The following is a 12349-nucleotide window of genomic DNA, read 5'->3' on the forward strand; positions in this document are numbered from 1 at the left end:
TTAAGCATGATCGCCCACCCGCAAGAATGCCGCCGCTCTCCACCGATGCGCGACACGGGGAAATGAAAGGGCGCGCCGGGTCATCCAGCCCTTGCCGCGGGGGCCGTGATTCCTATAATCCGCGCCTTCTTTTCACAGACACCTTCTTTTCGGAGGCACCTTCTTGCGGGGAACGGGGCGAGCATGAGCGGGGAGACGGCCGGGCAGGCCCGGAACAGTCAGAGCGATGCGCCCGCCGGCGAACGGCCGGTGGCCATCATCATGGGCAGCCAGTCGGACTGGGAGACCATGCGCCATGCCGCCGAGACGCTGGAGGCGCTCGGCATCGGGCATGATTGCCGGATCGTCTCCGCCCATCGTACGCCCGAGCGCATGTTCGATTTCGCCAAGGGCGCCAAAGCCGCTGGCTACAAGGTGATCATCGCGGGCGCGGGTGGTGCGGCGCACCTGCCGGGCATGGTCGCCTCGCTCACCACGCTGCCCGTGTTCGGCGTGCCGGTGGAATCGAAGGCGATGTCCGGCATCGACAGCCTCTATTCCATCGTGCAGATGCCGGCCGGCATCCCGGTCGGCACGCTGGCGATCGGCAAGGCCGGCGCCATCAATGCCGGCCTCATCGCCGCCGCCGTGCTCGCGCTCGCCGACGCGGGCCTGGCCGAGCGGCTGAGCGCCTGGCGGGCGGCCCGCACCGCCGCCGTGGCGGAGCGGCCGGAATGAGCGCGCCCCGTATACTGAAGCCTGGCGACACGATCGGCATTCTCGGCGGCGGGCAGCTCGCCCGCATGATCGCGCTCGCCGCCGCCCCGCTCGGGCTCAAGGCTCATATCTATGCGCCCGAGGCCGGCAGCCCGGCCTTCGATGTGGCAAGCGCCCACACGCAGGCGGCCTATGACGATCTCGACGCGCTGAGCGCCTTCGCGACTTCGGTCGACGTCGTCACCTATGAATTCGAGAATGTGCCGGTCGACACCGCCACTTTCTTGAGCGCCATCGTGCCCGTGCATCCCGGCGCGCGCGCGCTCGGCATCACCCAGGACCGGCTGGACGAGAAGACCTTCGTCTCCCGCCTCGGCATCGAGACGGCGCCCTTCGCGGAAGTGAACGACGATGCCGGGCTCGAGGCCGCGCTGGCCGAGATCGGCCGTCCGGCAGTGCTGAAGACGCGCCGCTTCGGCTATGACGGCAAGGGCCAGGTCATCATCCGCGAGGGCGACGATGCCGCTGCCGCGTTCAAAGCCATCGGGCGCCACCCGGCGATCCTGGAAGGCTTCGTGCCATTCGAACGCGAGGTCTCGGTGGTCGCCGCGCGCAGCGAGGACGGCCGGTTCAAGGCCTATGAAGTGACGGAGAACGAGCACCGCCACCACATTCTCTACCGCTCCACCGTGCCCGCGGATGTGACGCCGGCGGTCGAGGCGGTGTCGGCCGAGATCGCGCGGCGCATCGGCGAGGCGCTCGGCTATGTCGGCGTGTTCGCGGTGGAAATGTTCCTCGTGGTGGAGGACGGCGCGCAGGGTGTCATCGTCAACGAGATCGCCCCGCGTGTGCACAATTCCGGCCACTGGACACTGGACGGTGCGGTGACGAGCCAGTTCGAGCAGCATGTGCGGGCCATCGCCGGCTGGCCGCTCGGCGCCGTCGAACGGCTCGGGCGGGTGGAGATGACCAATCTCATCGGCAATGAAGCCGATAGCTGGCACGAGATCCTGGCCGAGCCGGGCGCGCATCTGCACCTCTATGGCAAGGCCGAGGCCCGCCCCGGCCGCAAGATGGGCCATGTGACGCGCATCTTCGAGCCGTGAACCCGGTCATCCCTCGGGAGGACCGCGCGCCGCCGCCTGGCATGTTTCGCCTTTGCACGGCCTCACGCCAATGTGTGGCGGCGCGTTGAAATATCGCCGCGCCTGCGGCCGTATAGACCGGTGACGTTCCTCCAACGGATTGCCCCCGGTCCGCCATGCCCCTGCTGCGAGAGAATTCCGGCAAGCTCAGCGTCGAGAAGATCGGCGCGCTTCTCGTCGTCCTGCTGCCGCTCGCCTTGCTGCTGGTCCGGGCGCTGAGCGGCGGCTTCACGCCGCCGAGCCCGTTCGGTGTCCCGCCGGGGCTGGGCAACGCGCCCGGATTGGGCAGCGGCGAGCCGGCGCTCGGCGCGCGGCCGCTGGTCGAGGTGATCCGCTTCATCGGAGACTGGTCGATCCGCCTGCTGCTGGTCTCGCTGGCGGTGACGCCGGCGCGCCGCCTGTTCAACTGGCCCAAGCTGCTGGCCGTCCGGCGCACGCTGGGGCTCGGCGCCGCCCTGCTCATCGCCATCCACTTCACGTTCTATCTCATCGATACCGGCAATCTCGGCACCGCGGCGCGCGAGATCGCGCTGCGCATCTACCTCACCATCGGCTTCGTCGCGCTCCTCGCCTTCGCGGTGCTGGCGGCGACCTCGTGGGATGGGGCGCTCCAGCGCCTCGGCGCCGAGCGCTGGAACCGGCTGCACAAGCTGGTCTATCCCGCCACAGCGCTCGGATTGCTGCACTTCTTCATGCAGCAGAAGCTCGACGTCACCGAGCCGACGCTGATGGCCGGCCTGTTCGTCTGGCTGATGGGCTGGCGGGTGCTGCAGCACTATGGGCGCGGCACCGGCCCCCTCAATCTCCTCGCGCTGGCGGCGCTCTCGGGCGTTCTGACGGCGCTGATGGAGGCGGGCTGGTATGCCGCCGCGACCGGCATCGATCCGGCACGGGTGCTCGCCGCCAATCTCGCCTTCGACTATGCGATCAGCCCGGCCTGGTGGGTCTTCGGAACGGGCGTTGTTGTAACGGTGGCGAGCGCGATTGTCCTAAAGTGGCGTCCCCTGCCGGTACGGCGCCCGGCACGGGCCTGACAACCAAGCGCCGCATTCCGGAGGCGCATCATGGCCGAATCCCGCCCACCTTTCCCGCCTTTCACACAGGAGACCGCGATCCAGAAGGTGCGCGGCGCAGAGGATGGCTGGAACTCCTGCAACCCCGAGCGTGTCTCGCTCGCCTACACCCCCGACAGCCAATGGCGGAACCGGGCGGAGTTCGTCACCGGGCGCGAGGCGATCGTCGCCTTTCTCACACGCAAATGGGCGAGAGAACTCGACTACCGGCTGATCAAGGAACTCTGGGCCTTTACGGAGAACCGCATCGGCGTGCGCTTCGCCTATGAATGGCACGACGATTCCGGCAACTGGTTCCGCTCCTATGGCAATGAGAACTGGGAGTTCGCCGGGAACGGCCTGATGCAGCGCCGCTATGCCTGCATCAACGACCTGCCGATCCAGCCAGCCGACCGCAAGTTTCACTGGGACCGGGCCGGCGCGCGGCCGGCGGACCATCCGAGCCTGTCGGATCTCGGCCTGTGACCGATCAGCCGGCGGGGATCGCGTTGCGCAGCAGATCCTCGGCCGCCTCCTTCGGCAGCGCGCTCCACCCCTCCAGCTGGTGGCGGAACCAGGTGTCCTGCCGCTTGGCGTAATGCCGCGTATCGGCGATGCCGCCTTCGATCGCCTCCTCCCGCGTGATCTCGCCTGCGAGATGGCGCGCGAACCACGGCATGCCGTGGGCCTTGAGAATGGTGCGGTCGGCCGGCAAGCCGCGCGCCAGCAGGGCTTTCGCCTCCTCCAGCGCGCCCATGTCCATCATCGTGTGGAAACGCGCCGCGATGCGGGCGCGCAGGGCCGCGCGGTCAGTGGCGAGGAAGATGCGCACCGTCTCCTCGCCCGGCAGCACCGGCGGGCCGGCCGGTTCGGCCTGCCAACTTGCCAGCGGGCGGCCGGTCGCCTCGAATACCTCGATCGCCCGCATCAGCCGCTGCGTGTCGGAGGGGCGCAGCCGCGCGGCCGTTTCGGGATCGATCGCGCGGAGCCGGGCGTGCAGTTCGGGCGCGGTCTCGTCCAGCGCGCGCACCCGGGCGCGCACCTCCGGCGGGATGGAGGGCATGGGCGAGAGACCCAGCGTCAACGCCTTGAAATACAGCCCGGTGCCGCCGATGACGATGGACAGGCGCCCCTCCGCCTCGGTCTCGGCAAGCACCGCCGCCGCATCCTCCAGCCAGTGCGCGGCGGAATAGTCCTGCGCCCCGTCGACATGGCCGTAGAGACGATGGGGAGCCCGCGCCTCTTCCTCGGCGCTCGGCCGGGCGGTGAGCACGCGCAGGTCGCGATAGACCTGCATCGAATCGGCATTGATGACGACGCCGCCCGTGCGCTCGGCCAGCGCCAGGGCGAGCGCCGACTTGCCGCTCGCGGTCGGCCCTGCGATAAGCACCGCGCGCGGGCGCAAGGGTCTGGTCGTCAACTCCGCTCTCCGCGTCGCCTGATGGTCCTCTCGCCCCTTCTTGCCCGCCGCCGCCGTCACGGCAAGGATTTCCGCCCCGTTTCCGCCCCACGCGCCCCCGCCATTGCCCCGAGACGCTGCTTCCCGATGTCCGACGCTCCCTCGCATGTCGCCGTCCTGATCGCCAATCCGCTTGCCCCCGTCATCGATGACGCGCTGGTCGAAGCCGCCCGCGCCGCGCTGCCCCGGCCGGCGGCGGCGCGCCGGCTCAACCCCGGTATCGCCGCCGAGATCGGCTTTTCCGGCGCCGGCGACATCGAGGCGTTGCGCGCGGCACTGGCCGGCGCGCCGGTCGACGTCGCCCTGCTTCCCATCGTCGGACGGCGCAAGAAGCTGTTCCTCGCCGATATGGATTCCACCATGATCGGCCAGGAATGCATCGACGAACTGGCCGATTTCGCCGGCATGAAGGCGCATGTCTCGGCCATCACCGAGCGCGCCATGCGCGGCGAGATCGCCTTCGAGCCGGCGCTGCGCGAGCGCGTGGCGCTGCTCAAGGGGCTGCCGCTCGGCGTGGTGGACGAGGTGATCGCCCAGCGCATCCGCCTCACGCCGGGCGGGCGCGAACTGGTGGGCACCATGCGTGCCAATGGCGCGCGCACATTGCTCGTCTCCGGCGGCTTCACCCTGTTCACCGAGCGCGTGGCGGCCATGGTCGGCTTCCATGCCCACCGGGCGAATGTGCTGGTGACGGATGGAGAACATTTCGCCGGGCTGGTGGAAGAGCCGATTCTCGGCCGCGAGGCCAAGCTCGCCACGCTGATCGAGGCGCGCGCCGCGCTGGGCCTCGCGCAGGAGGACACGCTGGCGGTCGGCGACGGCGCCAATGATCTCGCCATGATCGGCGAGGCCGGGCTCGGGGTCGCCTATCATGCCAAGCCTGCGGTCGCCGCCAGCGCGCAGGTGCGCATCGACCATGCCGACCTGACCGCCCTGCTCTACCTGCAAGGCTATGCGGCGAGCGATTTCGTCACCGCCTGAGCCGGCTCAGGCAGCCCGCGCCCTCACGGCGCCATCGGCGGAACCGCCACCGGATTGCGCAGCGGATCGGGCGGAATGTCGATCGGCGGGGCGAGCGGCGGGGCCAGCAAAGGGGCATCCGTGCCCGGCTGCATCGGGAAGGGCAGCGACGGCGCGGCGGGCGGCACCGGCCGGATCGTCGCCGGGCGCTGCTGCGGCGGCGCGGCAAAAGCCTTCGGCGGTTGCACCGCCGGGCGAGCCGGCAGTTGCTGCGGCTGCGGAGCGGCGGAGGGCGCGGGCGCCTCGTCCGTGGCATGGCCGGCCTCGGTCAGCGGCGTGCGGCCATATTCCGATTCCAGCCGCTTGGTCTCGCGCTCCAGTGCCCGCATGTTGATGGCGGCGATGAGCGGCGTGATGTCGAAGCGGCGCTCGGGCGCGGCGATCGGCCCGCGCCACTGCACGCCGGCCGACGGCGGCGCCCCCGTGGCCGCGCCGGGTGCCGAGCCCTGCCCGGCCGCCGCGGCATCCTCGATTTCCAGCGTGGTCTCGAAGGAGAGCGCGGGAATGTCCAGCGAACCGGTAAAGGTGAAGCGCTGCGCGCCAACGCTCGCCCGCGCCGTGGCGGTTCGGGCGACGCCGCCGACCACGCTGAGCGCGCTTTCCAGCCGATCGAGCTTGAGCGGGCCGCGCGACAGCCCTTCATTGAGCAGCTGAACCGTGCGCGCCTGATCCGGCGGCAGGCCGCGCTCGGTGGCCAGCATCACATATTGCAGCGCGCGCGGATCGGCATAGGCGATTTCCAGCCCGTCGACGACGAGGCTGCCCTGCCCCTGCAGGGCGGCGGCGATGGCGCGGGGCGAGCGCCCGCTGCCGGTGAGGTCCAGCGCCAGCGTCACCCGGCCGCGCACGGCGGGGCGTGTCACGTCCGCCGCCTGCAGCAGCAGCGCGCTATCGGCATCCGAGAGCGCGAGGTGGCCGTCGAACTGCACGGCCTCGCCCGCGCGCCGGGTGAGATCGAAGCGCCCGGAGAAGCGCCCGCCCGCCAGCGCGCCGGTGAGTTCCTCCACAGCCACCCCGGTGCCGGTGAGCCGCGCCTGCAGGCGCGCGCCATCCAGCGCGAGACCGGCCGGCAGTTCGAGCCGGCGCAGGTTCAGCTTCACCCGCGCGGCCAGCCCGCCGAGCGCGGGCGTGCCGAAGCGCGCATCCGGCCAGCCGCTCCCGGCGCCCGCGACAGGCCCCGTAACAGGCCCGACCGCAAGGCCGAGCGCGGCCGGCAGGCTCCACGTGTCGAGCGAGAGATCGGCCTCCACGGGCAGCGTCTCGCCCGGAAGATAGGTGGCGCGGCCCGCGATCTTCTGGCCGGCGAGCGAACCGTCGAGCCCGGCCAGCTGCCAGCCATTGCCCTCGCGGGTCAGCGTGCCGGACAGGCTCGCCGGCAGCGCCGCGACGGTGCCGGCCGGGAAGGTGGAAAACAGCTGGACGAGATCGGCATCCGCCAGCGCGAGCGCGAGATTGGGGCGCGCGCGCGCGTCCGCCTCGAAGTCCAGCTTGCCGCGCGCCGTGAGCGTGGCGCCGGCGACACTCAGCGTGCCGTCGAGTTCAGAGCCGAGCGCGAGCGTCGCGCGGGCCGGGCCCAGCCCCGCGCGCAACCCCGGCACGCCGAGGGTCGAGAGCACGGCGGAGCCGTCGCTCATGTCGAGCGCGAGCGTACCCTCCATGGGCCGACCGGCGCCGAAGCCGAGCTGCGCCGTGCCGCTGAGCACGCCCAGCCGGCCCTTGGCATCGAGCGCCGTGCGTCCCGCCTGCGAGGTAAGGTCGAGCGCGACATCGAGCGGGGCAAGGTCGGCCCCCATGGAACTCGCGAAGGCCTCGACCGGCGCAAGGCCGAGCGCCCGAGCCAGCGCCGGCAGCCCGTCCGCCCGCGCGCCGGTCAGCCGCGCCTGGAAGCGCCCGTCGGCGGCAGCACTGGCGCCCGTGGCCGTCAGCCGGCCGGAGCCGTTGAGATCGAGCCCGCCGAAATTGGCGATGGCGAGGCGCTCCACCGCGTAGCCGCCCGCGTCGCTCCGGAGAATGATGTCCGCGCCGGCGGCGTCGATGCCGGCCAGCCGCACGCTCGTGCCGCTGAAACTCAGCCGCACGTCGAACCGGTCACCGCCATAGCCGAGCAGCTTGCGCGCGGGCGGCAGCAGCGTGTCGATGTCGACCTTGGCGGTGGAGAGCGCCGCGTCGATGCGCCCGCGTCCGCCGGGCGAGGCGAAGACATAGGCGGCGGTGCCGGCAAGGCTGGTATCGCCCAGCCGCAGGTTCATGCGATCGAGCGCGATGCGATCCGCCGCGAGCGCCACCGTGCCCTTGAGCTCAGCCGCGCCCGTCGGCAGGCCGGCGATAAGGCTGGTGGCATCGGGTGCCGCCCAGCCGATGAAGGCCGGCAGGTCTTCCGCCGAGAGCACCATGTCGCCGGCGAACAGGGCGTCGTTGGATGGCGTGCCCGCCGCCTGCGGCAGGCGGCCGGACAGTTTTATGCTGGCGCGCCCCGGCAGCCGCGCCTCGATGGCGCGGGCGCGCCAGCCGGCGGGCGACCAGTCGAGCCCGGCCTTCACCTCGCGCATGGCCGCGCCGCCCAGCAGCACGGTGTCGCTGGCCAGATCCAGCGTGCCGCTGGTGGCAAGGCCGGTGAGCGGGGCGATGGTCTGGGCGAAGCGGTCGATCACGCCGATCGGCGAAGCGCCGCCGGTCGCGGCGTTGAGGTCGATCTGCCGCGCCGCGAGCGACAGTTCCAGCCGGGCGGCCGGCTGGTCCGGCGTGCCTACCGCCGCCAGCCGCCCGCGCCCGGAAAGCTCAACCGGCCGCTCGCCGCTGCCCAGTGACAGGCTCAGATTGGTGGCGTCCACCGCCTGCGGCGTCGCGTTCACCGTCCCCGCGAGGCTCCAGCCGGCCAGCGGGTCCTGCGCGGCACCGGGCGCCGCCTCCATCGCACGCATCGAGAGGGACGCACGCCCCTGGAAGGCGGGCCGTCCGCCCGGAAAAGCGAGCGTGCCGTCGGCATCGACGGTGAAGGGCGAACCGATGCTCTGCACCCCGAGGCGCAGCTTGGTCGTGCCGTCGGGCTGGGCCTGCGCCAGCGACAGGCGCAGCTTGCGCCGCACGCCCGCGCTCGCCACCTCGCCCTCCAGCCGCAGCGGGCCGAGCACGCCGCCCAGTTCCCCGGCGAGGTCGATGTCGTCGAGCCGCAGCGAGCGGCCTCCTGCGCGATCGAGCAGATCGAGGGTGCCATTCTCGATGGTGAGGTCGCCGATGGTCAGCCCGGCGGGGCGCCCCGCGCCGGTGGGCAGGGTGAGCGTGCCCGTCGCGTCGACCACGAGCCGGATGCGCGGGCGCACCAGCGTGAGCCCATCGGCGACGAATTCCCCGCGCATCAGCGCGCCGAGCGACAGCCGGCCGCTCAGCGCCGCCGCGGCAAGCCCGGTGCCGGCGCTATCCACGCCGACACTGACATCGTGCAGCACGAATTTCGGCGTCGGCAGAATCTGCGCCTCGATCGGGCCGCGAATGATCACCGGCACGCCCACCGCACGGGCGGCCTGCGCCTCGAATGTGGCGCGCCACTGCGTCCAGTCCACGACGAAGGGCGCCGCAAACGCGGCCGCCACCGCCAGAATGATGGCGCTCGCGATGGTGAGCAGCAGGTTCTGCACGCATCTCCTCCGGATCGAACCGCGCCCGCGCCGGCCTCAAGGGCTGGGCCAGCGTGCCCCTCAGCCGCGTTTTACCGCTAGACTGTTGATATTTTTCGCATTCTTCACGCCCCTGCGCAAAGCCGGAATTCGCCACAGGCTTAACGGCGCGAACCGGGCGCCCGTCCCGTACGATCCGCGCGAAGCGGACAGCGCCGCGCGCCCGGCGTCACGGCAGGATCTTGCCCGGGTTCATGATGTTGAGCGGGTCGAGTGCGGCCTTGATGGCGCGCATGGCGTCGAGCGTCGCCGCACCGTGCTCGGCCTCCATGTATTTGCGCTTGCCCTGGCCGACGCCGTGCTCGCCGGTAGCGGTGCCGCCCATCGCCAGCGAGCGCTTGACCATGCGCGAGATGAAATCCTTGGCCTTCGCCACGTCGTGCGGATCGTCCATGTCGACCAGCGTCACAGTGTGGAAATTGCCGTCGCCGACATGGCCGACGATCGGGGCGATCATGCCCATTTCCTCGATGTCGCGCTTGGTCTCGTCCACGCAATCGGCGAGGCGCGAGAGCGGCACGCAGACATCGGTCGCCAGCGCCTTGGCGCCGGGCTTCAGCGGCAGGCAGGCCCAATAGGCATCGTGCCGCGCCTGCCACAATTTCGTGCGGTCCTCCGGCCGGGTCTCCCAGATGAAGGGGCCGCCGCCGAAATCGGTGGCGATCTCGCCGAAGCGCTCGGCCTGCTCGTGCACGCTGGCCTGCGTGCCGTGGAATTCGACGAACAGGGTCGGCTTCTCCGCGAGGTCGAGCTTGGAATAGGCGTTGCAGGCCCGCACCTGAACCTCGTCGAGCAGTTCGATGCGCGCCACCGGCAGGCCGGACTGGATGGTGAGGATCACCGCGTCGCAGGCCGCGCGAATGGTGGGAAAGGCACAGACGCCGGCCGAAATCGCCTCGGGAATGCCGGAGAGTTTCAGCGTCAGGCTGGTGATGATGCCGAGCGTGCCTTCGGCGCCGACGAACAGCCGCGTCAGGTCGTAGCCGGCGGCGGATTTCTTGGCGCGCCGGGCGGTGGTGATGACCTCGCCATTGGCCAGCACGGCGGTCAGCGCCACCACATTGTCCTTCATCGTGCCGTAGCGCACCGCATTGGTGCCGGAGGCGCGGGTGGAGGCCATGCCGCCGAGCGAGGCATCCGCGCCGGGATCGATGGGGAAAAACAGGCCGGCGTCACGCAGATGCTCGTTGAGCTGCTTGCGGGTGACGCCCGGCTCCACCACGCAGTCGAGATCCTCGGGGTGCACGGACAGCACGCGGTTCATGCGCGACATGTCGAGGCTGATGCCGCCATCGGGGGCATTGATCTGCCCTTCCAGCGAGGAACCGGTGCCGAAGGCGATGACCGGAACGCCATGACGCGCGCAGGTGCGCACGACAAATTGAACATCCTCCACGCTCTCGGCGAAGACCACCGCGTCGGGAGCCTCGTTGTCGAGCCAGGTAATCGTGTTGGCATGCTGCTCGCGCAGCGCGCGGCCAATCGACAGCCTCTCGCCGAAGTGACTGGAAAGACTGGCGATTGCCTCCCTCACGGCCGCATCCGCCACCGCCTCGCGCGCGCGCTCGCCCATCCGTTCCGCCATCTCGTCCTCCCCTTGCCGCGCCGGGCGGCCAGCCGGCGCGGATGACGGCATATACCTTATCGCAGCAGGCCGCGAGCCCGGCCGCGGCGCGCGCGACCGGCCAGCCGACACAAATCTGCCGATTCGCGAGGATTATAATTGTGCTCGCTCACCGAGGCAGGTGACGACTGCACGGAAAGTCGGCACAATGCTTGTCAATAAGGCAGCGCGGGCTACCGCGCTCAGAACGGTCGGGATGGTGTCATGCTGGACGGGATCGATTTCGAACCCGTGTTCTTCGCACCCTTCGTTTCGTCCGTCTTGACGGTCGAGCCGAACTGGGTGGATCACAACGGGCACGTGCGTTCGGCTTTTTACAGCCTTCTGTTCGACCGCGCGGTCGACGAGGCGATTTTTCTGGTAGGCCTCGGCCCGATCGCGGCCGAGCATGCCGGTGCGTCCTTCTTCGCGGTGGAAGCCCATCATCGCATCCACCGCGAATTGCGCGCGGGCCATCAGGTGCGGGTAACGTTGCGCCTCGTCAATTATGACGACAAGCGCATGCATCTGTTCCAGGAGCTGCACCACGCCCGCGAGGGCTGGATCGCCGCCACCTGCGAGCAGATCGCCCAGCATGTGGAGCCCGGCAGCCGGCGGATCGTGCCCTTCCCGGACGAGGTGCTGGAGCGCCTCGCCCTGATGAAGGCGGCCCATGGCGCGCTGCCGAGGCCCGATGGGCTCGGCCGCCCGGTCAACATGCCGATCCGGCTGCTCTAACAGGCCGGACCGCCGCACGCTTACCGCCGGTGCGGGCGCCCCGCATCCGCGGTAAGCTCCAGCGTGACCCAGCCTTCGATGGTCCGCCGCCGCACAAGGTAAAGCCCCTGCGCGCGATAGGCGGCCAGCGCCGCATTGGCGTGCGAGGGCAATAGCCCGGACAGCACCACCGTGCCGCCGGGCGCGACGAGGCGCGCCAGCGGCCGGGCGATGAGCTTGAGCGGGGCGAGCAGGATGTTGGCCAGCACGAGGTCATAGGGCCCGCGCCGGCGGAACACGCCATTGCTCAGCCCCGGCGCGTGCAGGAAATGGATGGGCGCGGCGGCATGGTTGGCCTGCGCGTTGACGCGCGCGGTCGCCACCGCCACGCGGTCGATGTCGCTGGCCACCACCGGCTCGTGGAACAGCCGCGCCGCCGCCATGGCCAGCACGCCGGTGCCGGTGCCGATGTCGAGCGTATGGGCCGGCCGGCGCTTCTTGCCGAAGGCGACGATCGCGGCGAGGCACCCCTTGGTGGTGCCGTGATGGCCGGTGCCGAAGGCCAGCGCCGCCTCGATCTCGATGCCGATGCGGTTGGGGCCGACCGCGCCACGATCATGCGATCCATGCACGATGAACGGGCCGACCGCGACCGGCGCCAGCCCTTCCAGCGAGGCGGCAACCCAGTCCTTGCGGTCGAGTGTGGAGAACGCCGCAGCAGCGGCGGCGGCGGGCGAGACGATCGCCACCAGTTCGCGCACCATGTCCTCGTCCGGCTCTTCGCCGAAATAGACCTCGACCGCCCAGCCGGAGCCTTCGGCGCGGTTCTCGATCTCGAAGGCGGAGGTGGCGACCTCGGCCGGATCGAAGCTCTCGCCGAGGAATTCGGCAATCGCCCGCGCCTCGCCCTCGGGCGCATCCACGCGCATCACATGCGATGCGCCATTGGGCGGCAAACCTTCGAGCATGGCATTCCTCGCGTC

Annotated in this window: 10 protein-coding genes; 6 read left to right on the plus strand and 4 right to left on the minus strand. The window is 70.7% G+C overall.

Annotated elements, in window-relative coordinates:
- Nucleotides 1-261 precede the first annotated feature (261 nt).
- The 4 genes from purE to FHS55_RS15260 all read left to right on the plus strand — a co-directional run bounded on the left by purE (nucleotide 262) and on the right by FHS55_RS15260 (nucleotide 3379).
- Complete coding sequence (purE, locus tag FHS55_RS15245; protein ID WP_246340188.1) at nucleotides 262-717, plus strand: 5-(carboxyamino)imidazole ribonucleotide mutase; 456 nt, start codon at nucleotides 262-264, stop codon at nucleotides 715-717.
- The gene (locus tag FHS55_RS15250; RefSeq protein WP_183190614.1) at nucleotides 714-1802 is read left to right on the plus strand and encodes a 5-(carboxyamino)imidazole ribonucleotide synthase; all 1089 of its coding nucleotides are present in this window, start codon (nucleotides 714-716) and stop codon (nucleotides 1800-1802) included. The genes purE and FHS55_RS15250 overlap by 4 nt, the downstream gene beginning before the upstream one ends.
- A 155-nt stretch (nucleotides 1803-1957) precedes the next feature.
- The gene (locus FHS55_RS15255) at nucleotides 1958-2875 is read left to right on the plus strand and encodes a protein-methionine-sulfoxide reductase heme-binding subunit MsrQ (protein ID WP_183190615.1); all 918 of its coding nucleotides are present in this window, start codon (nucleotides 1958-1960) and stop codon (nucleotides 2873-2875) included.
- Between the two features lie 30 nt (nucleotides 2876-2905).
- Entirely contained in the window at nucleotides 2906-3379 is a 474-nt protein-coding gene (locus tag FHS55_RS15260; RefSeq protein ID WP_183190616.1) for a nuclear transport factor 2 family protein, read from the plus strand.
- 4 nt (nucleotides 3380-3383) lie between these two features.
- Here FHS55_RS15260 and miaA read toward each other — a convergent pair whose 3' ends face one another.
- On the minus strand, nucleotides 3384-4313 hold the full coding sequence (gene miaA, locus FHS55_RS15265; RefSeq protein WP_246340168.1) for a tRNA (adenosine(37)-N6)-dimethylallyltransferase MiaA: 930 nt from the start codon (nucleotides 4311-4313) through the stop codon (nucleotides 3384-3386).
- Nucleotides 4314-4439: 126 nt separating this feature from the next.
- Between miaA and serB the strand changes: the two genes are divergently transcribed.
- Complete coding sequence (gene serB / locus FHS55_RS15270; protein ID WP_183190618.1) at nucleotides 4440-5333, plus strand: phosphoserine phosphatase SerB; 894 nt, start codon at nucleotides 4440-4442, stop codon at nucleotides 5331-5333.
- A gap of 23 nt (nucleotides 5334-5356) precedes the next feature.
- Here serB and FHS55_RS15275 read toward each other — a convergent pair whose 3' ends face one another.
- A complete protein-coding gene (locus tag FHS55_RS15275) occupies nucleotides 5357-9007 on the minus strand; it encodes an AsmA family protein (RefSeq protein WP_183190619.1) in 3651 nt (1216 codons plus the stop codon).
- A 208-nt stretch (nucleotides 9008-9215) separates the two neighbouring features.
- Nucleotides 9216-10619 (minus strand): FAD-binding oxidoreductase, encoded by a 1404-nt coding sequence (locus tag FHS55_RS15280; RefSeq protein WP_425485821.1) that lies wholly within the window; start codon nucleotides 10617-10619, stop codon nucleotides 9216-9218.
- 255 nt (nucleotides 10620-10874) lie between these two features.
- Between FHS55_RS15280 and FHS55_RS15285 the strand changes: the two genes are divergently transcribed.
- Nucleotides 10875-11387 (plus strand): thioesterase family protein, encoded by a 513-nt coding sequence (locus FHS55_RS15285; protein WP_183190621.1) that lies wholly within the window; start codon nucleotides 10875-10877, stop codon nucleotides 11385-11387.
- A 20-nt stretch (nucleotides 11388-11407) separates the two neighbouring features.
- On the opposite strand, the gene FHS55_RS15290 is transcribed toward FHS55_RS15285, so the two are convergent.
- Nucleotides 11408-12334 (minus strand): 50S ribosomal protein L11 methyltransferase, encoded by a 927-nt coding sequence (locus FHS55_RS15290; protein WP_183190622.1) that lies wholly within the window; start codon nucleotides 12332-12334, stop codon nucleotides 11408-11410.
- Nucleotides 12335-12349 lie beyond the last annotated feature (15 nt).

Source organism: Ancylobacter tetraedralis (assembly GCF_014195655.1).
GTDB classification, from domain to species: domain Bacteria; phylum Pseudomonadota; class Alphaproteobacteria; order Rhizobiales; family Xanthobacteraceae; genus Ancylobacter; species Ancylobacter tetraedralis.